The organism is uncultured Aquimarina sp. (assembly GCF_947492405.1).
Lineage (GTDB): Bacteria > Bacteroidota > Bacteroidia > Flavobacteriales > Flavobacteriaceae > Aquimarina.
The window spans coordinates 1,124,134-1,148,923 of record NZ_CANLMP010000001.1 but is presented as its reverse complement, the minus strand read 5'-3'; the positions used below and the strand labels follow the sequence as shown (position 1 = coordinate 1,148,923).

The 24,790-nt window shown below is 31.9% G+C and carries 23 protein-coding genes; 9 read left to right on the top strand and 14 right to left on the bottom strand.

The features are described from left to right. Nucleotides 1-451 precede the first annotated feature (451 nt). The 4 genes from Q0829_RS05070 to Q0829_RS05055 all read left to right on the top strand — a co-directional run bounded on the left by Q0829_RS05070 (nt 452) and on the right by Q0829_RS05055 (nt 3,684). The gene (locus tag Q0829_RS05070; RefSeq protein ID WP_298540647.1) at nt 452-805 is read left to right on the top strand and encodes a hypothetical protein; all 354 of its coding nucleotides are present in this window, start codon (nt 452-454) and stop codon (nt 803-805) included. Nucleotides 806-834: 29 nt separating this feature from the next. Next, complete coding sequence (locus Q0829_RS05065; RefSeq protein ID WP_298540645.1) at nt 835-1,704, top strand: type IV pili methyl-accepting chemotaxis transducer N-terminal domain-containing protein; 870 nt, start codon at nt 835-837, stop codon at nt 1,702-1,704. Between the two features lie 102 nt (nt 1,705-1,806). After that, entirely contained in the window at nt 1,807-3,138 is a 1,332-nt protein-coding gene (locus tag Q0829_RS05060; protein ID WP_298540644.1) for an alginate export family protein, read from the top strand. A 198-nt stretch (nt 3,139-3,336) separates the two neighbouring features. Continuing rightward, entirely contained in the window at nt 3,337-3,684 is a 348-nt protein-coding gene (locus Q0829_RS05055; protein WP_298540643.1) for a hypothetical protein, read from the top strand. Nucleotides 3,685-3,697: 13 nt separating this feature from the next. Here Q0829_RS05055 and Q0829_RS05050 read toward each other — a convergent pair whose 3' ends face one another. From Q0829_RS05050 to Q0829_RS05035, 4 genes are all read right to left on the bottom strand, one after another. Further along, entirely contained in the window at nt 3,698-4,051 is a 354-nt protein-coding gene (locus Q0829_RS05050; protein WP_298540642.1) for a hypothetical protein, read from the bottom strand. 90 nt (nt 4,052-4,141) lie between these two features. Next, nucleotides 4,142-5,395 (bottom strand): dihydroorotase, encoded by a 1,254-nt coding sequence (locus tag Q0829_RS05045; protein WP_298540641.1) that lies wholly within the window; start codon nt 5,393-5,395, stop codon nt 4,142-4,144. Then, on the bottom strand, nt 5,392-7,317 hold the full coding sequence (locus Q0829_RS05040) for a BatA and WFA domain-containing protein (protein WP_298540640.1): 1,926 nt from the start codon (nt 7,315-7,317) through the stop codon (nt 5,392-5,394). Before Q0829_RS05040 ends, Q0829_RS05045 begins: the two co-directional genes overlap by 4 nt. A 102-nt stretch (nt 7,318-7,419) precedes the next feature. Next, nucleotides 7,420-8,217 carry a hypothetical protein gene (locus Q0829_RS05035; protein ID WP_298540639.1) on the bottom strand — a complete coding sequence of 266 codons (798 nt, stop codon included), beginning with the start codon at nt 8,215-8,217 and terminating at the stop codon, nt 7,420-7,422. Nucleotides 8,218-8,482: 265 nt separating this feature from the next. Here Q0829_RS05035 and Q0829_RS05030 point away from each other — a divergent pair, with 265 nt between their 5' ends. Then, nucleotides 8,483-9,712: a DEAD/DEAH box helicase gene (locus Q0829_RS05030; protein ID WP_298540638.1), complete on the top strand. Its 1,230-nt coding sequence runs from the start codon at nt 8,483-8,485 to the stop codon at nt 9,710-9,712. A 57-nt stretch (nt 9,713-9,769) separates the two neighbouring features. Here Q0829_RS05030 and Q0829_RS05025 read toward each other — a convergent pair whose 3' ends face one another. The 4 genes from Q0829_RS05025 to Q0829_RS05010 all read right to left on the bottom strand — a co-directional run bounded on the left by Q0829_RS05025 (nt 9,770) and on the right by Q0829_RS05010 (nt 12,351). After that, on the bottom strand, nt 9,770-10,279 hold the full coding sequence (locus Q0829_RS05025; protein WP_298540637.1) for a porin family protein: 510 nt from the start codon (nt 10,277-10,279) through the stop codon (nt 9,770-9,772). A gap of 207 nt (nt 10,280-10,486) precedes the next feature. Next, a complete protein-coding gene (locus Q0829_RS05020) occupies nt 10,487-11,143 on the bottom strand; it encodes a hypothetical protein (protein WP_298540636.1) in 657 nt (218 codons plus the stop codon). A 32-nt stretch (nt 11,144-11,175) separates the two neighbouring features. Beyond that, on the bottom strand, nt 11,176-11,481 hold the full coding sequence (locus Q0829_RS05015) for a hypothetical protein (RefSeq protein WP_298540635.1): 306 nt from the start codon (nt 11,479-11,481) through the stop codon (nt 11,176-11,178). A gap of 135 nt (nt 11,482-11,616) precedes the next feature. Continuing rightward, complete coding sequence (locus Q0829_RS05010; protein ID WP_298540634.1) at nt 11,617-12,351, bottom strand: DUF2071 domain-containing protein; 735 nt, start codon at nt 12,349-12,351, stop codon at nt 11,617-11,619. A 54-nt stretch (nt 12,352-12,405) separates the two neighbouring features. Between Q0829_RS05010 and Q0829_RS05005 the strand changes: the two genes are divergently transcribed. Beyond that, a complete protein-coding gene (locus Q0829_RS05005) occupies nt 12,406-13,134 on the top strand; it encodes an NYN domain-containing protein (RefSeq protein ID WP_298540632.1) in 729 nt (242 codons plus the stop codon). 52 nt (nt 13,135-13,186) lie between these two features. Then, on the top strand, nt 13,187-14,743 hold the full coding sequence (locus tag Q0829_RS05000; RefSeq protein ID WP_298540630.1) for an FAD-dependent oxidoreductase: 1,557 nt from the start codon (nt 13,187-13,189) through the stop codon (nt 14,741-14,743). Between the two features lie 8 nt (nt 14,744-14,751). Here Q0829_RS05000 and Q0829_RS04995 read toward each other — a convergent pair whose 3' ends face one another. The 6 genes from Q0829_RS04995 to Q0829_RS04970 form a co-directional block, all read right to left on the bottom strand. Next, on the bottom strand, nt 14,752-15,951 hold the full coding sequence (locus Q0829_RS04995) for a GAF domain-containing sensor histidine kinase (protein WP_298540628.1): 1,200 nt from the start codon (nt 15,949-15,951) through the stop codon (nt 14,752-14,754). Nucleotides 15,952-16,057: 106 nt separating this feature from the next. Further along, the gene (locus tag Q0829_RS04990) at nt 16,058-17,815 is read right to left on the bottom strand and encodes a cytochrome c peroxidase (protein ID WP_298540626.1); all 1,758 of its coding nucleotides are present in this window, start codon (nt 17,813-17,815) and stop codon (nt 16,058-16,060) included. Nucleotides 17,816-17,884: 69 nt separating this feature from the next. Next, nucleotides 17,885-19,345 (bottom strand): alkaline phosphatase PhoX, encoded by a 1,461-nt coding sequence (locus Q0829_RS04985; protein ID WP_298540624.1) that lies wholly within the window; start codon nt 19,343-19,345, stop codon nt 17,885-17,887. Nucleotides 19,346-19,486: 141 nt separating this feature from the next. Then, on the bottom strand, nt 19,487-20,260 hold the full coding sequence (locus Q0829_RS04980) for a TIGR02757 family protein (protein ID WP_298540622.1): 774 nt from the start codon (nt 20,258-20,260) through the stop codon (nt 19,487-19,489). 45 nt (nt 20,261-20,305) lie between these two features. Beyond that, on the bottom strand, nt 20,306-20,974 hold the full coding sequence (locus Q0829_RS04975; RefSeq protein WP_298540620.1) for an ABC transporter ATP-binding protein: 669 nt from the start codon (nt 20,972-20,974) through the stop codon (nt 20,306-20,308). A gap of 53 nt (nt 20,975-21,027) precedes the next feature. Further along, nucleotides 21,028-23,460: a DUF5916 domain-containing protein gene (locus Q0829_RS04970; RefSeq protein ID WP_298540618.1), complete on the bottom strand. Its 2,433-nt coding sequence runs from the start codon at nt 23,458-23,460 to the stop codon at nt 21,028-21,030. Nucleotides 23,461-23,607: 147 nt separating this feature from the next. On the opposite strand from Q0829_RS04970, the gene msrA reads away from it, so the two are divergent. Beyond that, nucleotides 23,608-24,165, top strand: coding sequence for a peptide-methionine (S)-S-oxide reductase MsrA (gene msrA / locus Q0829_RS04965; protein WP_298540615.1), 558 nt, complete (start codon nt 23,608-23,610; stop codon nt 24,163-24,165). A 10-nt stretch (nt 24,166-24,175) separates the two neighbouring features. Beyond that, the gene (gene folE, locus Q0829_RS04960; protein WP_298540612.1) at nt 24,176-24,772 is read left to right on the top strand and encodes a GTP cyclohydrolase I FolE; all 597 of its coding nucleotides are present in this window, start codon (nt 24,176-24,178) and stop codon (nt 24,770-24,772) included. The last annotated feature ends 18 nt before the right edge of the window (nt 24,773-24,790 follow it).

Sequence of the window (24,790 nt, the reverse complement as noted above, 5' to 3'; positions counted from 1 at the left end):
TTTATGTTAAAAACATAAATTTATTATGGTTTTACCGTAGTATTGGTTTAAGTTTGAATAACCAAACTCAACAATCTATGAAAAAAAATACTTCTTTAGTTATTTTCAAAATTACTTGATAATCAATATTTTATTTTAATAAAAGATCTTTTTTCTTCTAAGAAATACTACAAGTTAAAAGATTTAGATTCTAAGTATACAGTGTTTTGTGTAATATGATAAATGAAATTTTAAAATTATTTTATTTCAAAATTATTTAAACTATATATTCCCTTAATTAGTTTTTATAAACAACAAGTTTTTTATTATTATTTTGTATTTAATCGATTAAAACTGTATTTCATCGATATTATATTATTTTTTTCAATCAGTTTATTGATAAAAAATGATACTTTAAAAGTAGATTTACTATGGCTAAACCGTAATACTAATTATTTATAACCCAAACTTTATGAAAAAAATTACCTACTTACTACTATTATGTGTCTGTTTTAGTTTTACACAGACAGAAGATAGTTATCAAATGACTATCACAAAAATAGCTGATGCGTATAATGCAAAAGATGCTAATAAGCTTTTCGAGTTATTCTCTTCGGATTTACAATCGTCATTTACCTTAGATAAGGTGCAAAGTTTTATAGCTAATAATCAAGCTAAAAAAGGAAATATAGGAGAGTCTTCTTTTTTAATGGATGATGAAGGCAGTAAGCGTTACTTAGTAGAATTCGAAAATTCATCAACAATTCTAATATTAAAGTTATCCTCGGATAATAAAATTACTCAATTATCCCTAGAAGAGTATTAAAAATCAATTTAAATTATAAAAAGAAAAAAATGAAAAAAAATTTAACGCTAAGATCTATGATGCTTATATTCTTGACTGGATTGGTAGCATTTGGGACAAACACGATTAGTGCCCAACAAAGTGTAAAATATGGAATGTTAACCTTTAATAAAGCGGTTAATATTTCAGGTAAGCAACGTATGCTAAGTCAGAAAATGGCTAAATCTTATTTATATCTAGTAGAGAACCCTAGTGATACAAAAGCAAAAAGAGATCTTTTAACTAGTAAAATTATTTTCGAAAAGCAAAATGGTATTATTAACCAAAATTCTGGTTATAAAGTAACTAAGGACAGAATCGCTAAGGTAGACGCTATTTGGGTAGAGTTTAAAAAGCTTATTGAAACTACTCCTAATTATGATAATGCAAAAAGTATTATAGATTTAAATACAGATTTACTTAAAGCAACAAATGATGTAGTATCTGCTGTTATTGTTGAGTCCAAAGGAGCTAATCAAAGTGATGAGAATTTACTTGAAGATGATGGTTCTAGTGAATCTGATTTAGAGCTTAAAAAAATGATAGACATGGCTGGAAGACAGCGTATGCTTTCTCAAAGATTGGCATTATATTATTTCGCAAATCAAACGACTTTGAAGACTAAAAATTCTGAGCAAATGCTGAATAATGTTTTTAATGAACTCGATGGTGCTATTACAATGTTACTTATATCTAATTTTAATAACGAACAAATTGATGAAAAGTTAGGAGTAGCTATGTCAAAATGGGAGCAAGTAAAAAACGGGAAGGAAAAGCTAATGAATCAAGGGTTTAAACCTCTAGAAATGTATAAGATAAGTAATGATTTAACAAAAGCATTTAATGCAGTAACTAGCTTATACGAAAAAGTTAAGATATAGATTATTATAAAATACCGTGAATAAAACGGGGAAAATTACGTATTTTAAACAAAATTTTTAATACGTATTTTTTTTGTCTAAACTTTTAAAAACCTATTGAGTATGAAAATAAAATTACAATTACTATTGTGTACTGTGTTATTAGCGAATGTTATAACAGCTCAGGAATTAAGTATTGATTTAGATTTTAGAGATCGATTTGAATATCGTCATGGATTCAATAATCTGGTTCCTCAAGGAGCGGATCCTGCTGCTTTTGTGCAACAGAGAGCCAGGCTAAAATTTGGGTACACTTCCGAAAAATTCAAAGCTCATTTTAGTATTCAAGATGTAAGAGTATGGGGAGATACCAGACAGATTCTGGATAATGATGCTAATAATAATTTACAAGTTGCAGAAGCCTGGGCGTCCTTGGCATTCGGAAAAGGTTGGTCCACTAAAGTAGGTCGACAAATGATATCATACGATGATCAGAGAATCTTAGGTGGTTTAGATTGGGCATTACAAGGTCGTTTTCATGACTTAGCTTTAATAAGATATGGAAACGAAAAGATCAAATTAGATCTTGGTTTTGCATTTAGTCAGAATGATCTAGATGCACTTCCTGGTAATCAAACAGGAACAATATATAATGTTACTGGTTTTTTTAGCTATAAAGCCATGGAGTATGCACACTTAACCTGGAAAGCTTCAGAAAAAGCAACGCTTAGTTTTTTAGCATTAAATAATACATTTCAGAATGTAATAAATGGTACTCCTACTGATGGATTCTATCATACACATACATTTGGTACACATTCTAAATTTAAACTAGGAGGAGTAGGTCTTGCTTTAAATGCATATTTACAAGCAGGAGAAGGCCCTGATACCACTGATCCTGCAAGTCCATCTACTGATCTTTCTGCATATTTAGTTGGACTAGAAGCCAATGGGAAAATTGGTGCTGTTGGTATTGGAGGTGGTTTTGAAATCCAAAGTGGTACAGATCAAAACGAAACGGATGGAAAAAACTATTCTTTCTTTCCTCTTTATGGTACCAATCATAAGTTTAATGGATATATGGATTACTTTTATGTTGGAAACCATGCAAACTCTGTGGGTTTAACTGATATATATGCCAAAGCAAATTTTAAATTTGGAAAATCCTCAAGTCTTCTTGTCAAAGGACACTATTTCTCATCAGCCGCTACTCTTATAGATGATACAGATGGATCAGAGGCAGACAAATACCTTGGAACGGAAGTAGATATTGTATTTACACAAAAATTACTACCCTATGCATCCGTAAAAGTTGGATATTCACAAATGTTTGCTGGAGAGGGAATGGAGTTTCTAAAAAATCAACCTAATCCAAGTGGATTACAAAACTGGGGATGGGTTCAATTAGTGATCAAACCTAATTTCCTTAAGTGGAGCCCTAAACCTTTACAATAGATTTGTTACTAGTATTTTATTCAAAAAAATCCTGATACATAAGATTCATCAGGATTTTTTGAATATTGTTTTTAAATTCTTACTACATTAAACTTAAAATTGTATAATTCTTATTTGTTAAATACGTATTAATACTTATTTTTGATGAAATTAGTGGAATATTCCCTTTTCTTAAAACCTTTTAAAATTACTTTTGCTATGAAAAAATTAATATATTTTGGTTTGTTCTTTTGTTTACACATAGGAGTAGCTCAATCAGATGCTGATTATGAAAATACAATGAAAACCATAATTGATTCATATAATGCTAATGATGCACAACAAATTTTTGATCAGTTCTCTACTGATTTGCAAGCCACTTTTACTATAGATAAAGTGAAAGAATTTTTAGCTAAAACTCTAGAAGATCAAGGCAAGTTTTCAGAATTTGATTTTATGGATCAGGACGGTGGTAACAGGTACTTAGTGCAATCCGAAAATGATTCTGTAATATTAGTTATAGTATTATCGGCCGATCTAAAACTCACTAAATTTGCTGTTGAATAGATAGATAGAGTGTTTATTTTATAAAAGTAAACCACTCCTGAAAATAAGGCCCAACGATTGGAACAGTTTTTTGTTCTTCTCTTATAGCGGTTATCAAACCAAAAACCCAAAGAACAAATATGAAGATGTAAAATGATGACGAAATTACCCATGAATCAAACATACTTACCAATGCCCCTAGTAAATAGAAGCCAATATTAATACCTAATGCTTGTCTTATATGAAAACTGGCAAACGTATTTTTATCATCTTGATTCATAAAAAAGGCTATAATCGTTCCGATGATAGTAATGTATGATATAACAGCGGCTGTTTTTCCTTGTTTTTCGTAATCTGATTCCATGATTGATGTTATTTTGTTATTCATTTTTAGTTATACTATCAAAGAAATATATCTGTGTTAGATAACTGAGGTTCTTTTTGGTTCTTATTCACCAAGTATTAATAAAACACTATTTTATTTCAATACCAACTGACCGTTTCCGACAATTCCATAGGTATTTCCTTTTATAGTCTTATTTATAAATGCACTATTCTTAGAAGTAGATAGTATAAGTTCTTCTACAAATGTAGTATTACCTTTTGGTGTAAATAATGATAAGTCAGCTTTATTTCCTTTATCAATAGAAATACTTTCAATTCCAAAAATTGATTTTCCTTGAGTAAGTAATGCTACAGTTTGTTCAATATCTAGGACATTGTTTAGTATTCCAAATGTACTTTCTAAACCAATTGTTCCATACTTGGCATTATCAAATTCTACCTTTTTATGTTCAACATCCATAGGTTGGTGATCGCTGGTTACCATATCGATAGTTCCGTCCTTAACACCTTCTAGTAAAGAATTGACATCTTTTTGAGTTCTTAATGGAGGCAATACTTTATAATTTGTTTCAAAAGTAGTTAGTTCTTCATCGGTAAGTGATAAATGATGTACAGAAACACTACAACTTACCTGTAATCCATTCGCTTTAGCTTCTCTAATCAATTGAACAGACTTAGCTGTAGATATTGTTGGAATATGTAATTTTCCTCCGGTATATTCCAGTAGGAAAAGATCTCTGGAAATTTGTAATTCTTCTGCGAGTGCAGGAATTCCTTTTAGACCTAGTACGGTGCTTTGCTCTTCTTCATTCACCATACCTTTTCCAGCAATATTATTATCCTGCGGAAAAGAAAGTACCAGCCCATCAAAGTTTTGAGCATATAATAAAGCTATTTTAAGCAAGTTCGGATTTTTAACAGATTTTTTATAATCTCCAAAAGCTACAGCTCCGGCTTGTTTCATATCATAAAGCTCTGCCATATCTACACCTTCGGACTTTGTTGTTAATGATCCAATAGGGTGCAGGTTAACTGGGTTTTGTAACGCTTTTCCTTTTAAGAAGCCTACAGAAGCACTTGTATCTGTTATTGGCAGTGTGTTTGGATTGAGAGCTATACTGGTAAAACCACTTTTAGCAGCAACATCTAATCCATTGTTTATAGTTTCTCGTTCTTCATATCCAGGTTCTCCAAAACTTACGCTACTATCAAACCACCCTTGAGATACATGCAGTGTGTCTAGTTTAATTTCTTCTATATTTTCTTTAGCCTCAATCAAAGCATCGATATCCTTAATTATTCCATTTTCGATTAGAATATCTACCGTTTGATTATGAAAGGGCGATGAGGGATCAATAATGGTAGCAGCCTTTAATAAGAAATTCATTTGAGATATTTTAATAATAGGATTTCAATTAATAAGAAAATCAGAGCAAAAATAATAAACCATTTCCAAAGTTCATGAATGCTACTTTCTTCTTTTATTTGTTCAAATAAGGAAGTTATAGAATCATTTACCACATATTCCGTCGTAGTAGAAAGATCGTAATATTGTAAATCACTTTCTGCGGTATTGTAATTATAGCTTACATTTTGGATAAGTTGCTCTTTATCTTTTAGTGCATATATTCCAGCCTTTGTAGGGACTTCATCGGTTGTAATTCGAACTTTGGCAGCAAAACTTTGTTGGAGAGGGATATTACTTTCTTCTTTAGATTCTAAAGATAATATTCCATCCTGTCCTAAAGATATCGGGATATCATAGGTGTTTGTTTGTCCAATAATGTATGATATATCAGAAAGTTGCAAGCTTTGTTTTCCAATGTTATATAAGGTAGGAACAATTAGTGGCGAATTCTTAAAATTCGAATTCTCGTTATCAATTGATGCTGTGAATATGTACAAAGAATTTGTTTTGTACAAAAAAGGTGTTTGATCCTCGAAAGATAAAATACTATTATCGGAATTTGTTCTATAGAACGAATTAACCTTTGGGTATTGAAAATTAGTTATTCTCTTGTCAAAAACTCCTCTGTATAACGGATGCGAAAAATTAATATTAGTTATACTCTTTTCCTGTGTATTTAAATCTAATAGGCCTTCTTTAGAAAAACTATTAATCAGTTGTTGATATGAAACGATATTACCATCTGTAGCAGGAATGAAGCATATAGTTCCACCTTGGTCTTCGAATGATTTAAGAGCATTAATTAATGAGACTGGAATTTGTTTTAGTTCATTAATTAGTACCAGGTTAGCATTACTAATATCATTATAATTTAGTTTTTCTAATACGGTACTTATTAGAAAGAACTCATCAGTAGTATAGATGTTTTTTATAAAACTATCGCTTGCCTCATTAATGGCTAATACCCTAATCTTTTCTGGAGTATTAATTGTAAAATACCTAGAGTTGTCAAAAGTTAAGGCAGGATCTTCTAGTACAATACGACCGTTAACCTTACTATTATCATCAACTTTAAACTGGGTATTTGTCGTCCCATTTTTAGGGATTGTAACAGAGGTTTTTCCTAATAACTTTTCGTCATTATAAAAGGCAATAGAGACATTATCAGCATTAGCATCTGTATTACTTACTAAAACATTAAGAACTAATTCATTACTTGCATTACGCTGCAATGAAAGACTGTCTATCGAAATATTCTGGCGAGTTACAGGCTGTAGTTGTACAAAATTTGTTTCGGTGTCAGTATCAAAAGGAAGATCAAAAGCTTCATTTTTTTGTTGAAAATCAGAAACCATAATAATCCGTTTAATAGTTTCTGGGGCGTTTCCGATAAGTTGTTTTCCTTTTAGGTATGCTGCACTATATGGTATCTGATTAGATGTATATTCAAGCTGAAGTAAATCATTCTGTATATCTTTTTTACTTACATCCTTAAATGTTTTGGTATTCGTAAAAATAGAGACCTTTTCATCTTCGGGTAATACACTTAATAACTCCTGGATTGCTCTCTGCAACAAAGGACCTTTAGAGCCTTTGGCTTGCATACTAAAAGAATTATCCAGATATATTGCAGTTTCACTTTTTTTACCAACGATTTCTTCTGAAGCTAAAAACGGTTGAGCAAAAGCAATAATAAGTCCTGCTAGCGCAAATAATCTTGCAAGAAGTGTTAACCATTTTTTGATCTGAGAACTTTTACGCGTCTGTATTGTAACCGCTTTTAGAAATTGCACATTAGTAAAAGGCACTTTCTGAAAACGACGTAATTGAAATAAATGAACTATAATAGGAATAACAAGTGCAAATAAAGCATAAAGAAATTCTGGGTGTCTGAATTGCATTCTTGATTAACGTTTGTCAAATATACTATAAGATTTGTTATTGACCGTTTAGGCTTAACGAATTTTTAGGGTAAGAAAATACCATAAGCTATCAAATCGTTTTTACTCATTTGTATTCTTTAATAATTCTATCAGATCTACTTTATATGTTTTTAGCCATTCCTTATTAACTGTAAAATAATAACTTTTGCCATTTTTTCTATTCACCAAACTATCGATATATACATTCGTTTTATTTTTTCTTTCTCTTACACCGATGGTTACTTTTTGTATTGTATCGTAATCTAAAACAATATTTCTAAGAATATATTTATCAAAAGTATCTCTTTTTACAATCAATATATCGTCTTTTTGGTAGTTGACCTTATCATTTTCTAATTGATGGAAAAATGAATCTTTAGACATTTTAATCATAATGTTTTTGTCTAGTTTCATAGCGGACGGAACTAAATAACGCTTTTGAGAAGTACTTAATAGAGCAAAGAAGGTTATACTTACTAAAACAGGTTTGGCTAATTTAAATACTATTGTTTTAGATTTAATTAAAAGAATAGAAGGGCTGTATGGATACAAAGGGATTAAGACTAAAACACAAATAATGTCAGTATAATCTATTGTCCTATCAAATTGTATAGTTTCTAAAGCATTCCAAAATTCAATAATCGGTTGACTATAAGATGTTTTCCAGAAGCTAAAAGCAATGGCTGTAATTATAAATATGCCCTTTTTAAATTTGCTAGCAAATGATGTTAAAAACAAAGCAAAAACTATAATTCCAAATATGTCAGATAATTTTCCGGTAATCCAATTATGAAAAGCATATTTAAGAAAGAAATCATTTATCAAAAGAATCAATAACGAACTGATAAAAATCGGATTAATGATATACTTAGATTGCATAATGTCTTTAAATTCTGTGTTTTAATAATCATTTCTATAATTAGCTAATATAATGAAGACTTACTTAGGATTTATAAAATACAGGAATTTAAACTTGATAATAAGGTATTGCATTTCGTAATAAGTAAAGTGTTTTTATAAGTTAGATTTCAAATAAATAGAGAAAACTATTAAGAAAATTTTAATACTAAAAAATAGGCGTACCTTTGCTGCTGCATTCAGAAATGGCATAACGTAATAGATTGTTGTTTCTTAAACAATTTATATGTCATTTAATTCATTAGGATTATCCGATGCTTTATTAAAAGCAATCGATAAAAAAGGATATACTGTTCCTTCTCCAATTCAGGAAAAAGCAATACCACCAATTTTAGAAAGAAAGGATGTATTAGCATCGGCTCAAACAGGGACTGGTAAAACAGCTGGTTTTACATTACCTATACTTCAATTATTATCACAAGGACAACACTATAGGAAGAGACCTATTCGAGCATTAATATTAACTCCAACTAGAGAACTAGCTGCTCAAATATTAGATAATGTAAAAGCATATAGCGAATTTGTTGATTTAAGATCTATGGTTGTTTTTGGAGGTGTAAATGCTAATCCACAAATAAGATCTTTAAGAAATGGAGTTGATATATTGGTTGCAACTCCGGGTCGCTTACTAGATTTACATAGTCAAAGGGCACTTTCTTTAGCAAAAACCGAAATTCTAGTATTGGATGAGGCAGATAGAATGCTGGATATGGGATTTCAGAGAGATATCAATAAGATATTAGCTTTGTTGCCTCAGAAACGACAAAACCTGTTGTTCTCTGCTACATTTTCTAAAGAGATCAAAAAATTAGCTAATGGTATTTTACATCATCCAGTATCCGTAGAGGCTGCTCCAGAAAATACAACTGCAGAGAAGGTAGATCAAAAGATGTATAAGGTGGATAAAGCTAAGAAATCTGAAGTAGTCATCAAGTTAATTTCTGAAGGGAGTTGGAAGCAAGTACTCATTTTTACTCGTACCAAACATGGGGCAAATCGCTTAAGCGAAAAATTAGTAAAAAACGGAATCACATCTGCGGCAATACACGGAAATAAAAGTCAAGGAGCAAGAACAAAAGCATTGACTGGTTTTAAACAAAATAAAATTAGAGTATTGGTGGCAACGGATATTGCAGCTAGAGGTTTGGATATCCCATTGTTACCACATGTAATTAATTATGAATTACCAAATATCTCTGAAGATTATGTTCATAGAATTGGACGTACAGGTAGAGCAGGAGCAAGCGGAGAAGCCATCTCATTAGTTTCTCAGGAAGAAGTTGCTTATGTAAAAGGAATAGAAAAACTATTAGGATTAACTTTACCTAAAGAGACCATAGAAGGTTTTGAACCAAGTTTTGTCTTTGATTATAATGCTGCACCTCCAAAGAAAAACCAACAAGGAAGGAATAAACGTAATAATAGAAATAATAACAGAAGACGTAAAAGATCATAAAAAATGCGGAAGTAAAACTTCCGCATTTTTTATGATCAAATGAAATATTTTTTATCATTAAAAGATATAATATCCAACAGAAAGTTGAAAAGTTCCGTTTTTAGAATCGACATTGTCTACCACATCGGTTAGTCCAAAGTTATATCTTGCTTGAGCAAAGAATTTTCCAAATTCTACACCAGCTCCTACGGCACCACTAACATCAAAGCTTTCAGGTTCTCCAACTTGAAAATCATCATTTACTACGATACCAAATTGTGGACCTGCTTCGAAACTAACGAACTTAAGAAATTTATATTTCACTAATATTGGCACATTCACATAGTCAATGTCTGTATCATCTGCTCCTTGAGCAGAATATAAAATTTCTGGCTGAATGGCAAATTTGTCAGCGATTCCCAATTGTCCAACAACTCCGATATGATACCCTGTTCTGCTGTCTAGATCCGTATCTCCGTTTATATTAGAAAAGTTAACACCTCCTTTTACACCAAATTTGATACTTTGTGCATTAGAAATTGTAGTAAAACCGATAAGCGCAATGGCTAAAAAAAATAGTTTTTTCATAAGTCTAATTATTGATTGTTCAAATCAAATATAGAAACTTATATATTAATAAAAGGTTAAAACAACGTAATTGAGATATAAATAAATATCGTTTGTTGGTATAAAACTCTGTAAACCCCAGTAATAGAAAGGATCGACAAAAGCTTTGTTTTTTCGGATTAAAAACTGCTAATAACGTATTTTGATAAAAAATAGACTTTTATTTCTCTATTTTATTTCATTATTTTCAAAAGAGATATTGTATTCTATCCCATTTTCCTGATAACAGATGGTAAAATCATTTATAATTCCAGGTCTATCTGTTGGGAGCCAATTTCTACTTTCTTTTGTTACAATGATCACTCCATTATGATCGCCAACCCAACAAAAGTTTTCTCTAAAACTATTTCTATCGATAGGGTTAATTCCGAATTCTTTAATCAATGTATTTGCCATTTTTATAGGATCTATATGTGGCAACCCGATTTCATTAAGCTTAATTACTTGATCTATAGAAAAATTATTGCTTTTGGGATAATTTACTAATGGCCGCTCAATAAATTCAACTATATTTTCATCCTTGTCATAAAAATAAATCGCTCTTCCGCTATCGAATTGAATGATGTTATCTCCTTTATAAGGTAGAAGTGAAATATTTTTATTCTCTAAAAAATCAATTGCTGTATGGATCGAACCTGTTGGTATTAAGAAAGCAAAATGATAATAAAAATCTTTTTTAGACTTTCTAAATGTTAGTATGTTTTCTTGAGTAAAAAGGCTAAGAGTGTCTGGATCTTTTTGACATTGAAATCCTAATAGGTCATTATAAAATTCCTTTTGTTGTTCTAGGTTTCTTGAAAATATGTTTAACGTTTTTATTTCCAAATATGCTGATGTAAAAGATATTTTTGGTTTGTTTAATAATAACTAAATTCAAATTTAATGGAATTAAAATTAATTAAACACGAACGTATCGAACCATTATTACTTTCTGAAGATTTTTGTATTAGCTTATTTACCATAGCAAGAAACTCAGAAGAGTCTTTTTCGGATAAATTTTCAAAGAATTTTTGTTCAGAACGACTTAATAAACCTGATGAATAGTTGCTTTTACAAGATAAAGAAGATGTATCATCAAGAAAACATTCAATTGTACCTTTTGGTTTTAATCCATTTAGTTTTTTACTTATAAACTTTGATGTTTTGTCTTCCAGATTCTTCATACTTATTGAGTTAATATAAATAAGTATGTAAACGTAAAATAGAGTTTACGTATTGTGTCATAGAAATTTAGCTGAAGATGAATCTTTTTCAAAATCTAAAATGTTTCATAATAGATATTTTTTAAAGACCTTTTATTAGGAGTAGTCAATTAATTTCTTTTTCTGCATTCCCCAAGCAATTACCTGAACTCCTTTTGAATATCCAATTTTATTAGGTTTTCCTTTCAATAAATTAACAAAGCGAGCATAGTTAACCGTTAAATTTTTAACTTCAATTTCTTGTAAGTGCCATTCTGGATGATGAATCTCATATTCATTTATGATGTCTTTAGAATCCTGAAAAAGAGCATATCGCTCCGTTAACCAAATATCCAGATTAGACTTCGTTTTTTGATCTTTCCCTATTTTAAATTGAATTTCGAAGAGGTCTCTAAAAGTATTATTAGATGAATTATAAAAATCTGATTCTCTTTTCATTTTAGAATATCGATAGGGTAGTTCTGAAATTTTCTTAGCGATTCTACAAGAAATCTTTTTTCCTCCTTCAATACTTAAGAAATAAACTCCAGTCTTTTTTCCTGATTTAATATATGTTCGAATATTAATTTCATTAAAATTAGAAATAGGAGTAAAGTACGGAAGATATTTCGGTCTAATCTTTTCCATTGAAAAAGCTACTAATGAAACCCAAGCATCTCCCTCAAATAGATCAATTTCCAGTTCTTTAGGAACAAATTTTTTAAGCTCGTCATAATCTACTTTCCAATGCAGAAAAATTGCATTATTCCATTCTTGATAGTATTTCCAAGGTTCATTAGGTAAATCCCAGGGTCTATGCCGAGTGTTTTTTAATATTTCCTGAATGGTCATTCGATTATTATTGAATACTTTTTTTAGATATCGTATTTACGTACCTTTAAAAACATGATTAAAGATACAAAATTGGCTGTCCTTATAGATGGTGATAATATACCGGCAAAATATCTAAAAGAAATGATGGAAGAGATTGCGAAGTACGGTACTCCAACTATTAAGAGGATTTATGGTGACTGGACCAAACCGTATTTAGCTAAATGGAAGAATATTCTTCTCGAAAATGCTATCAATCCAATACAGCAGTATAGCTATACTACAGGAAAAAATGCTACCGATTCTGCAATGATTATAGATGCTATGGATATTTTATATTCAGAAAAAGTCAATGGATTTTGTTTAGTCTCATCTGATAGCGATTTTACTAAACTAGCCATGAGATTAAGAGAAGCTGGTGTTGTTGTATATGGACTTGGAGAAAAGAAAACACCAGAACCATTTATAGTTGCTTGTGATAAGTTTATTTATTTAGAAATTCTGAAACAAGATACAGAGAAAAAGGATGGTAAAGAGAAGTTGGAAAAATCTAACTTAGATAAAATTACGCCTAAAGTAATAAGGTTACTAAGAAATTCTGTTTCTGATGCAGCTGATGAAGATGGATGGGCTTTTATGGGAGATGTTGGCTCTCTTATTCTTAAAAAGCAACCTAATTTTGATTCTAGAAATTTTGGATTCGAAAAATTAACACCATTGTTTAAGTCATTAAAGCAATTCGAGATCGAACAAAGAGATCAGAATAATCGAAAGTTTAAATTGGTTTATGTTCGTAATAAATAGATTTGTTTTTTTATAACATTGTATCTTCGCGAAAAATTAGAATCGATATCCTTTGCAACACGAATTCACCATACAAGTAGCACCAGAAATTGCTGCAGATCCAGACAAGCTAAAAGCTCAGGTGTCCAGAAAAAATGGTATCCCTTTAAATGAAATAAGGTATGTCCAAATTTTAAAGAGATCTATTGATGCCCGTCAAAAAGCTATTAAAGTAAATCTAAAAATAAAGGTATATGTTCAGGAAGATTTTGTCGATCAAGCTATTAAATTACCTGAATACCCGGATGTGTCTGAAGCAAGTGAAGTTGTCATTATTGGAGCAGGTCCTGCGGGATTGTTTGCAGCTTTACGTTGTGTAGAGTTAGGGTATAAACCAATAGTGTTAGAAAGAGGAAAGGATGTTCGTAACAGAAGAAGAGATCTTAAGGCAATAAATAGAGATCATATTGTGAATCAAGACTCTAATTACTGTTTTGGAGAAGGAGGAGCAGGGACTTACAGTGATGGTAAGTTATATACACGCTCTAAGAAAAGGGGAGATGTAAACCGTATTCTTCAATTGTTAGTAGGTTTTGGAGCAACTGATCAGATTTTGGTAGAAGCACACCCACATATAGGCACCAATAAATTACCTGCGATTATAGCGGCTATCAGAGAAAAAATAATAGCACACGGAGGAGAAATTCATTTTGAAACACGGGTAACTGATTTTAGTATCAAGAATTCCGAAATTACTGGAGTAACTTTACAAAATGGAGATACTATTGAAGCTAATAAAGTAATCTTAGCCACAGGACATTCGGCAAGGGATATTTTTGAGTTATTGCACAAGAAAAATATAGAAATAGAAGCAAAACCATTTGCATTAGGAGTTAGAGTAGAGCATTCTCAACAATTAATCGATCAAATCCAGTATAAATGTGAAGTTCGTGGACCTTACCTTCCTCCATCTCCTTATAGTATCGTAAAACAAGTAAAGGGTAGGGGGATGTATTCTTTCTGTATGTGTCCAGGTGGAGTTATTGCTCCTTGTGCCACGAGCCCTGGAGAAGTAGTAACTAATGGTTGGTCACCATCAAAAAGAGACCAACCTACCTCTAATAGTGGAATTGTAGTAGAGTTACGTTTAGAAGATTTTAAAGAATTTTCTGAGTATGGGCCTTTATCAGGAATGTATTTTCAGAAAAAAATAGAACAACAAGCCTGGCATCTGGCTGGAGAAACTCAACGAGTTCCTGCGCAACGATTAGTAGATTTAACACAAGGAAAAACATCTTTGGATTTACCTGAGACTTCTTATAAACCTGGTTTAACATCTGTAGATATGAATGAAGTATTTCCAAAGTTTATTCATAGTACGCTTCAAGAAGGTTTTAAAGCTTTCGATAAAAGTATGCGAGGTTATCTAACCAATGAAGCGGTTGTACATGCTCCAGAATCCAGAACTTCTTCTCCGGTAAGAATACCCAGAGATCGATATACATTAGAACATACGCAAATAAAAGGACTCTATCCTTGTGGAGAAGGTGCAGGTTATGCTGGAGGAATTATTTCTGCGGCTATAGATGGAGAAAAATGTGCTGAAGCTTGTATAGTTACTAGGACCTAAATCTTCATTTATTTTTTAATTGAGAAATCAAATGTGGTTTGTATTCCAAGATCAGATTTAACCTTGATACACCCTCCAAGTGTCTCTACTAATTTTTTTACCGTAGACAACCCTATCCCATTTCCTTTATTACCACTTCTATCAATTCCATTGGCGGTTGTAAATAATTCGAAAATAGAATCTATCTGATCCGCTGGGATACCCATACCATTATCAGTTATTTTAAAGAAATAAAAGACGTTGTCCTCTGTGTGTTCTATATCTATTATAATATGTTCTTTATCATTATACTTGATACTATTACCTATCAGATTAAAAAAAATCTGTTTTAATGCAGATTTATTACAGTTTAATGCAGGGTTTGATTCTGGGAAATTGATTGTGCAATCTGGTTTTATGCTTAGTAGCTCTGCAATTTCTCTAAGAAGGTAGTTAAGTTTAAATAGTTCGGGTTTATTTTGAGCTAAGCTATCACTTTCATAATGATCTAGGACATCATTGATATAGTCACTCATTGAAAATGAGGATTGTTTTATGTATTCAAAATATTCTGAAGTCTCCTTATCCAGATTATTTGCTAATTTTAGTTTTAATAAATCCGAAGTAGTAATAACATTAGCTAGTGGCATTTTTAAATCATGAGAAATTACTCTGGCAAATTCTTTTAAAGATTCGTTTCGTTTTCTCAGCTTATCTTCTACTTTCTTTAAATCATTATTTTTTTTATTGAGTTCAAATAAAATGATAACCTGATGAGCAAGTGATTTTAATGCTTCTAGCTGTTTGTCACTTAGTTCTTTAGGTTGACTATCAATCACGCATAAAGTTCCTAAAGCAAAACCATTTTTGTCAATAAGCGCTACGCTGGCATAAAAGATTACTGTACCATTTAATGTAAGCGGGTTATCACGAAAACGCTCATCTGTTCTTGCATCCTTAACTATTAATGGAGTTTTTGGCTCTAGAATTGCGTGTGCACAGAAAGATTCCTTTCTTGGTATTTCATTCGTAGAAAAACCATATGCGGACTTAAACCATTCTCTATCACTATCGACTAATGATATTAAAGCAATTTTTGTATCACATAAGTACGCAGCCAACGCTGTAATCTCATCAAACTTGTTTTCGGATTCAGTATCAAGAATATTCAATGATTTTAAAGCTTCAATTCTAAAATCTTCATTTATGGGGAGTGCTGGTACGATCATCTTCGTCAAGAATTGTCTTATTTGAAACAATTCTTAATAAAATTAACAAAAAAAAATCAGAAATTAAGAATTCCCTACTTAGATTATTCTAAAAACTCACAAATATCTAATATTCACCCATGTTTTCGTTTAAACTTTTTATAAATGCAATAATATCATCAATCTCCTGTTTTGTTAAATTTAAAGGATCCGGAGGTAAGGTTTGATATGGCTGATTTATTCCTATTCCGGCTCCGCCACCACGATTATAAAAATCCATTACTTCTTCTAATGTATTATATACACCGTTATGCATGTAAGGGGCTGTTATCTCTGCGTTTCTAACTGTAGGTGTTTTAAAAAAGTGTTTTCGTTCTGGTGTCTTGTACACCATATATCTTCCTAGGTCTTTACTTATAGTCGCATTAATAGTATCATTAGTTGATGGAACACCAATTAATTCTATTTCAGATTCTTTGTAATCTGGAGGAACGGTACCATTGAATAATGGAGCAAAATGACAAGTTGCACATTTGGCTTTCCCATTAAATAGGTTAAATCCGTTAATTTCACTCTTAGAAAGTGTGTTTTCAAGATTGTTAATGTTTCTATCAAATTTAGAACTAAAAGGAATAAGACTTCTGATATAGCTTGCAATAGCATTTCTGATATCATTATTGTTGATTTCCCTATTAGGGTAAACTTCAGAAAACTCTTCAACATATGCTTTATCTTCTAGAACAGCTTTTTCTAGTGTTTTTAAATCTGTATGGAATTCATTTTGATTCTCCACTACATTTATGATTTGACCTTCTAGTCCGCCAGCTCTTTTATCATAAAAGAAGGCTTGTTGTAATGCAGCGTAAACTAGTGTTGGACTATTACGAGTGACTCCTTTAGAAATTTTAAGCCCATCTGTAAATGCTTTATCAGGTTGATGACAAGTTGCACAGCTTATTTTTTTATTAGAAGAAAGATTTTTGTCATAGAACAATCTTTTACCTAGCGTTATTTTTTCTGAACTAAGTTTTTTCTGACTTTGATCAGCGAAATAATTTACATTAAAAGTGCTTGATGAGAAAAGAGAAATAGCATCATTTTTTATAGCCAATTCGAATGGAAATTTCACCTCCCAATCTGTAACTGTTTGATTCCATAGATTTAACTGTCGATGCGTATGATTTTTGATGAAATGATACCTGTCAAAGTTATTAAAATTTCCTTCTAAATTATTTAAAGTAGTTGTGATTTCAGTCTGCCATTTTTTGAATAAGTTTTCATCTTGAAATTCATTTTTGAATATTGATAAATAAGTAAATAAACTTTGGTAAACTATACGAGAATCTTCTAATGAATTTTCTAATACAGGAGAGTCAAAACCAGTAATTCCTGTAAGTGCTACTCTTACTATAGCTTTTCTAAGTAGCCATAAAAAATGATATGGTTTTAGATGATTAAAACTTGTGTTTTTCTTTATTAGTTTTAATCGGCCGGTAATTAGATTAACATGTTTTGCAACAGCGTTTGTATCTATTTTATCTACAAAAATCTCTTCTTCAAGAACTTGAAAGCCGCTTGGAGATTTAATTTTGATATCGGTAAAGTCTTCTTCTTCTACTTTTAAAATATTTGGTTGATTAAGAAAACCATAGTTTTCGACATCCAGACTCGATAGAATAGGTTCTAGTTTCTTAAAGTATTTTTTTGCTTTCTTAAAATTATATTCGATTTGAGTAGGATTATGTTTGATACTATCTGTATATGCAATCGCTAAGGTAATATCCTTATTAAATTGCTTATGCATTGTAGTATTAAATGCTATTTCTTCTGTTTTTATTTCTTTATTACAAGAGAGTAAAATAGATAAAACGAAGAGGCTTATCATACGATAAGCCCCTTTATTAGTTATATAATTTGACAATAATTTCATTTGATTACTATATGATGGTACAAATTATCTTCCTAATCCTTTAACAATATATAGCATACTACCTTCTTTTCTACTGTCTGCCACATTTGGATTGGCATTAGGATCTGTAAAAGGAGTTCCGTCGGCTCGTTCCCATCCGTGATTTTGAGTGATTAAAACAAAAGTTTCATCTACACCAATGATATCAGAGATGTCTATCATTCCTGTTATTTCCCAAGTTCTATCCGCAGGACCATAACCTTGAGCTGCTGCAGTTACTTGATCACATTCCAAAACAGCCTTTAGAGCGCCTGAATTAAGATCATATTGGTATAATCTTGCATAGTGAGCAGCGGCTGGTTTAAAGTCTTGAATTCCGTTTGGATCTTCTTGGATGTACGCATAATTTTCAGTTACTAGAATATTATCTGGACTGTGAAAAGCTTCGGCTTTGCCACCTTCTTTGTCACCATCTAAGACACAAATTATTTTACCAGCTCCTGTAGGATCATTTTCGTTTAATACTACTTTATATATTCTTCCGGAACGAGTTCCTTTTCCGATAAGGTCTGGCTTATCTCTTCCAGTTACTGCAAGATATACTTCTCTGTTGTTATCAGCGGATCCTCTTCTCCAATCGATATCTTCTAGTCTGGAAAACCCCATTACGCCTTTTGATTTAGCTTCAGTGTCTAATAGGTCAATATCTTTTTCGGTAAGTTCTACGAATTCCATATCATATGTAGTACCTTCTTCCATATCCATTTCATATGTAATTCCAGGAGAAGTTACTTTTAAACCATATAATTTTCCTCCTTCTAGATCACCTCTATTTCCAACATACATGCCTAATTGACCAGAAGGAATTTCATTATTACTATTGTCATCACCAATAAACACAACGGTTTTATCAGGGTAAGCATCTTTTCCGATTGCTACGGCATTTTCTGTAGACCATTGCCCCATTGCGGTTAACATTTTTGGAGTAGCAGCAACAGAAGGATCTCTATAGGGATCGGTAGCGAAAACTCCTTTAGAATTTCCTCCCCATTCTCCTCCTGATAAATACATAGGACCAAAACCGTGTTCCTCTGGAGTGATCATAGAACCAGAACATTGAGCCGTTTCTGCAGTAGCTACTGCATTAAGAATATGTTCTCCTTTTATAGGTTTAAAAGTTTCATCCAATGTAATTCTTGCTATAGCATAATCTGCTTCTATATTATTTATTAGCGTATATGTTCCATCTGTATTACGAAGTAAACCTGCACCATCAGCCATAGAACCATAAGTGAAATTAGGAATATACGTATCTTCAGATGAAAGTAAATTGTAGATTTCAATATCTGTAAAACCAGACATTTTTTTTAAAAGAACAGGTGAGGTTGATCTGCTTTCTAATTCAATTAGATCTCCTATAGGCGGTGTTGAGGTGTCATCATCATCGTTACAAGAGATAAATAACAAACCATAACATAGCGCAAAAGGTATTAAGTAATTTTTCATGATTGTGTAAATTTTTGTTTTCACAAATTTACTATGACTGTAAGCTGAATAACTTTATGGAAATGTTTTATGTTTATTAAAGAAACATCAACCTAATGTTTAGAATGTAAACAGCATGTTACTCTTTAGAATAGTTCTAAACTAAAATTTTTCGAAAACACCTAAGCCAAATAGAGCATAGTCATATTTCACAGGGTCTAACGGATCTAATAACCTTAGATTAACATCAAGTTGATGTAATGCTTTGGCATCATTTTGTTTTCTGCTTAGTAGATTTAATTTTCTGGCAACATTACCCGAATGCACATCTAGCGGGCAAGATAGTTGCGAAGGAGATAAGCTATTCCAGATTCCTAAGTCTACACCAGCGCCAGAATCTCTTATCATCCATCTGAAAAACATGTTAATTCGTTTAGCGGCCGAATTTTTATGTGGATCACTTACGTGCTTTTCAGTTCTGGCTTGATGTGGTAAGCTAAAAAACTCTTTTTTAAAATGGTGAATAGCAGTTTGTAGATATGCGTCGTTCGCATACTGATTATAAAACCCTTCCATATCTCCGAATTTTATATAAAGATTTTGTAAACCTTTGATAAAATATGTTAGATCAATATGATTAAAAGTTCTATGAACAAAACCTTCTAAATTATCAAGATCACTTTTCTTATGATTCATTATAAAATCATAAGGAGAATTACCCATTAGAAGCATCAGTTTATGGGCATTGGTAAGAATGCTTTTACGATTCCCCCAAGAAATTGTAGCTGTCAGGAAGCCTGCTATTTCGATATCTTGTTTTTGAGTAAAAAGATGTGGGATCTGAACAGGATCTGTTTCTATGAATTTTGGCTGTTCATAAAAAGCAGCTTTCTCATCAAGAAATTCTTTAAGTTCGGATTTGCTTAGTTTCTTCACGAAGTTTTATGCAGTGTTGAAAATTTCAGAAATTTAAAAGAGTAATTACGTTTTATCGACAATTTTACCATCTACCATAACCAATTTCCGATCTGCCATATTCGCCAATTCTTCATTATGGGTGACAATAACAAAAGTTTGACCATATTCATCCCTGAGTTTAAAGAATAATTGATGGAGATTCTCTGCTGATTCACTGTCCAGATTTCCCGAAGGTTCATCCGCAAAAATCACCTTTGGATTGTTAATTAATGATCTTGCTACAGCAACTCTTTGTTGTTCACCACCAGAAAGTTCTGCGGGTTTATGATCATATCGATGTCCCAAACCTAAAAAATCCAGTAATTCCTTCGCTCTTTTTTCTGCTTCGGCTTTAGGAACCTTTTTGATAAATGCAGGAATACATACATTTTCTAAAGCTGTAAATTCGGGTAACAACTGGTGAAACTGAAAAATAAACCCTAATTGTTCATTTCGGAATTTGGATAACTGCTTTTCGGATAAGAAATTAATAATATTATTATTGATCGATAAATCGCTTCCTTTTAACTCTGATGCTCTATCCAATGTTCCTAGAATCTGTAACAAGGTTGTTTTACCTGCTCCGGAAGCCCCTACGATAGAAACAATTTCACCTTCTTTAATATGCAGATCCACACCTTTTAATACATGTAAGTCCCCGTAATTTTTGTGAATATTCTTAGCTTTTATCATCTATATGTTTCTTGAAGCAGTGAAAATAACTAATATCCTAAAATTCGGCAAGATTATCCCTTAAAAGAACCTTTTAAATTATTTATGTCCAGAAAATATACCACTCTTAATGATAAAGTATGTTGAATAGGCTGACCAAAAAGATTATCTAAACTATCAGAATAGTTAATTGTGGAAAGTTCATCTTGATTAAAAATCTGATTTCGATAGAGTAGGGTAGCTTCACTTCCAGGAGCAAATCTCCAGCTAAAACTTAGATCAAGATTCCATATATTAAAATTTGTATTCGGGTCATTTTCAGAAATGTCATAATCGGTCTGAGTACGGGTTCCATCATTGTTTAACGTATAAAATACATTTTCTGAGTAATCTGCGGTGCTCCAGAAATTTCTAAAACGTAGATTAATCGCCTTATATGGGTCAAAGTTGTAACTAGCACTTAATGAATTTTCTATGGTAGTAATATCTCGTTGGCCCAAGAATACATCCGTATCGTCATTGTCAATATATCCGAAATTCCGTTTTCTTATAGAGTAATCGGTTGCCCAAATAACTAAGAATTTATCAGAAAATCTATATCTCGGAGAAAGGTTCATACTATAGGTTTGCTGATCATCTTCAAACCAATTACGATGGAATACACGTATATCATAAGCAAACTTTTTTCGATAATCAGAAGATACCCATAAGTTAACACCAAGATTCTCGCTGTATGTTACAAATCTGCCATCTACTCTAGGTTCAAAATAATCATCCGTATCAGAATCATAAATTGTAAACCCTCCAAAACCAAAGCGTTCTCTGGTTACGAAAAACCAATCTACCCCAACAGAATTAGAAGTTTGTACACTGGGATCATATAATCTTCGATGTCTGGCAAAGAGATTGATTCTGTAATTATTGAATAATCTTGTAGGTTCAAAAATCTGATAAGATGTACTAACTCTAAAGCTATTGAAGTTATTTCTAAAATTCACTCCTAAATCATTAATGTCAAAAGTAGTATTGGCCAGATCATGTCCAAACCCATATCTCCATTTACCTTTAATACGATCAAAATCCAACTCTGATCTAAAACCTCCAATATTATCTCCTGGCAGATTTACCTGACTTACTATTGATCGACCAGTTAGTCTATATGAATTTGCTTTGTTCGCTAGATTCCATACCAAACCAGTTACATTAGCATCTCTAAAATCACTGCCATTACGGGTTACATTAGTGTTTATTAATGAAATAGATGAGTTGTTATTAAACTGCTGATCTAGAACAAATATATTGTAGTTAGCCAGAGGTTCTACTACTTTACTTCTTTGTTCTCCGGTAATAGTATCTGTTATACGTACCTCTGTTTTTTCTGTAATAGCATTAAAAAAACCAATACCAAGATTTCCTTTAGTTCTTCCCGAAATTTTAAGAGCATTTAGTAGGTTCACCTTAGAAGGGTTGTCTTCGGCTACTTCATTTTCCATAAGTTCATCTTCAGAAACAAAACCAGAAGGTCCATTACCTACACGTCGGGAAAAGAAGATCCGTCCTTTATTAAATAGCTCTGTTCCTTCTGTGAAAAATTGCCTGTTTTCTCCAAAAGTTTGTTCGAAAGGTCCCAGATTAAGTCTAACTTCATCAAAAGCTGCTTGTCCAAAATCTGGTATTAACGTTGCATCTAATGTAAAACTATCACTTAATCCATATTTAACATCTAATCCTGCACTAAAATCAGTTTCAGTTTCTCCATCGAAGGTAGTACCTAATCCTTGTACAAAAGGAAAAAAGGTAAGTCTCACCGGAGGGTTTATATTTTCTATACCTTTTACTAATCCATTATATTGTGTTCGTTGCCCTACTTTATTATCTATAAAATTCCAAGAATGTGTTTCATTCCTATTTTGTAAGCGTCTATAAAAATTAATACTCCAATCTTGTACAGCCACTTCTGGAAAACGTAAAGCATTATAAGGGATTTTGAATTCAGCATACCAACCTTTTTCATCATAAGAAATTTTAGCATTAAAAACTACATTATAGCTAAAATCTTCATTAAACTGATCTGCTCTAGCATCTCCAATTGTTCCTGCACTTGTAATAAAAAAACGAGTTTCATTAATCCCGTCATTATAAGTGTTTATCGAAATATTAAAAAAGTCAGCTTGAGCAAAAACATCATCTCGTTGACTAAATTGCTTTAAAATTTTATCAGGTTGGTTATCATATAAATATGCGGCAAAATATACTGCTTTATTATCGTAGGCCATTTTGACTTCTGTACGCAGGTTTTCTGGAATAGTTCCTTCATTTCCAGGTTGCCACATCCTGAAATTACCGGAAGCAGGGATGTCATTCCAAATTTGATCATCTAGAATACCATCTATTTTAGGAGCTGTTGTTATTCTGTGCGCCGTAATTTGTTTTTTTTCTTGACTAAATAAAAAGGTTGCATACAGAATGAGTAGCACACTTAAGATAGGGCGTAATTTTCTATTCATGTTTTGTAAAAAAATCCTTACTTTTTCGACTTACTTGCAAAACTAGGATTTACAACTAAATGACTTACTAATGAAAAGTTAAAAAGCATTAGTGCTGTTTAGTATATATGTAAATTAGTTAAACAATATTTACTATTTAACAATATTATGGGAAAAAATAACCTAAAGACTGCTGTCTTTGCTGGTGGATGCTTTTGGTGTACCGAAGCTGTGTTTCAACGATTAGAAGGAGTATATAAAGTAATTTCTGGGTATACAGGAGGAACTATTAAGAATCCGGCATATCGAGAAATTACAACGGGAAGAACAGGCCACGCGGAGGCGATAAAAATTGAATACGATGCCGACATTATTAGTTATAATGAATTACTGGAAATCTTTTTTGCAACTCACGATCCTACAACTCTTAATAAACAAGGGGCAGATCGTGGTACTCAATACAGAAGTGCTATATTTTATGTAGATGAAGATCAAAAACGGTTATCACAAACAATGATTACGAACCTTAATTCGCAAGGCATCTTTAATGACCCTATTGTTACAGAAGTAGCAGCGTTAGGAGCTTTTTATAATGCAGAAGATTACCACCAGAACTATTATAATCAAAATAGTAATCAGGGGTACTGTCAGTTTGTGATTAATCCAAAACTAAGTAAATTGCAGGCTACTTATAAAAGTAAATTAAAAAAAGAAATACAGAACTAACATAGATATAATGCCATATAATAATTTCGAAGAATACAACATAAAAGTTACGGATGATGTAAAGGATAAATTTAAATCTATAATTACAGATCTGGGAGAAGATGTAAGTAGGGAAGGAATCGTGAAGACTCCAGAACGAGCTGCAAAAGCAATGCAGTTCTTGACTCAAGGGTATCATCAAGATCCTGAAGAAATTCTGAAAAGCGCTATGTTTAAGGAAGATTATGACGATATGGTTATTGTTAAAGATATAGAATTATATTCTTTGTGTGAACATCATATGTTACCGTTTTTTGGAAAGGCTCATATTGCGTATATTCCTAATGGTCAAATAGTTGGATTAAGCAAGTTGCCTAGGATAGTGGATGTTTTTGCAAGACGTCTTCAGGTGCAAGAACGCTTAACTCACGATATTTTAGAGTGTATTAATAATACTTTAAAACCTAAAGGTGTTGCTGTGGTAATTGAAGCTGCACATATGTGCATGATGATGCGTGGTGTTCAAAAACAAAATTCTGTAACTACAACTTCCGGATTTAGAGGACAGTTCGAAAAAATTGAAACCCGTACGGAGTTTTTAAGGTTAATTACTGCAGACTTGTCATAACAATTTTTTGGCATTTTT

Bases quoted from the DNA above. Each gene is read 5' to 3' on its own strand.
- Q0829_RS05070 (WP_298540647.1), top strand. From the start codon at position 452: ATGAAAAAAATTACCTACTTACTACTATTATGTGTCTGTTTTAGTTTT.
- Q0829_RS05065 (WP_298540645.1), top strand. From the start codon at position 835: ATGAAAAAAAATTTAACGCTAAGATCTATGATGCTTATATTCTTGACT.
- Q0829_RS05060 (WP_298540644.1), top strand. From the start codon at position 1,807: ATGAAAATAAAATTACAATTACTATTGTGTACTGTGTTATTAGCGAAT.
- Q0829_RS05055 (WP_298540643.1), top strand. From the start codon at position 3,337: ATGAAAAAATTAATATATTTTGGTTTGTTCTTTTGTTTACACATAGGA.
- Q0829_RS05050 (WP_298540642.1), bottom strand. From the start codon at position 4,051: ATGAATAACAAAATAACATCAATCATGGAATCAGATTACGAAAAACAA.
- Q0829_RS05045 (WP_298540641.1), bottom strand. From the start codon at position 5,395: ATGAATTTCTTATTAAAGGCTGCTACCATTATTGATCCCTCATCGCCC.
- Q0829_RS05040 (WP_298540640.1), bottom strand. From the start codon at position 7,317: ATGCAATTCAGACACCCAGAATTTCTTTATGCTTTATTTGCACTTGTT.
- Q0829_RS05035 (WP_298540639.1), bottom strand. From the start codon at position 8,217: ATGCAATCTAAGTATATCATTAATCCGATTTTTATCAGTTCGTTATTG.
- Q0829_RS05030 (WP_298540638.1), top strand. From the start codon at position 8,483: ATGTCATTTAATTCATTAGGATTATCCGATGCTTTATTAAAAGCAATC.
- Q0829_RS05025 (WP_298540637.1), bottom strand. From the start codon at position 10,279: ATGAAAAAACTATTTTTTTTAGCCATTGCGCTTATCGGTTTTACTACA.
- Q0829_RS05015 (WP_298540635.1), bottom strand. From the start codon at position 11,481: ATGAAGAATCTGGAAGACAAAACATCAAAGTTTATAAGTAAAAAACTA.
- Q0829_RS05010 (WP_298540634.1), bottom strand. From the start codon at position 12,351: ATGACCATTCAGGAAATATTAAAAAACACTCGGCATAGACCCTGGGAT.
- Q0829_RS05005 (WP_298540632.1), top strand. From the start codon at position 12,406: ATGATTAAAGATACAAAATTGGCTGTCCTTATAGATGGTGATAATATA.
- Q0829_RS04995 (WP_298540628.1), bottom strand. From the start codon at position 15,951: ATGATCGTACCAGCACTCCCCATAAATGAAGATTTTAGAATTGAAGCT.
- Q0829_RS04990 (WP_298540626.1), bottom strand. From the start codon at position 17,815: ATGATAAGCCTCTTCGTTTTATCTATTTTACTCTCTTGTAATAAAGAA.
- Q0829_RS04985 (WP_298540624.1), bottom strand. From the start codon at position 19,345: ATGAAAAATTACTTAATACCTTTTGCGCTATGTTATGGTTTGTTATTT.
- Q0829_RS04975 (WP_298540620.1), bottom strand. From the start codon at position 20,974: ATGATAAAAGCTAAGAATATTCACAAAAATTACGGGGACTTACATGTA.
- Q0829_RS04970 (WP_298540618.1), bottom strand. From the start codon at position 23,460: ATGAATAGAAAATTACGCCCTATCTTAAGTGTGCTACTCATTCTGTAT.
- msrA (WP_298540615.1), top strand. From the start codon at position 23,608: ATGGGAAAAAATAACCTAAAGACTGCTGTCTTTGCTGGTGGATGCTTT.
- folE (WP_298540612.1), top strand. From the start codon at position 24,176: ATGCCATATAATAATTTCGAAGAATACAACATAAAAGTTACGGATGAT.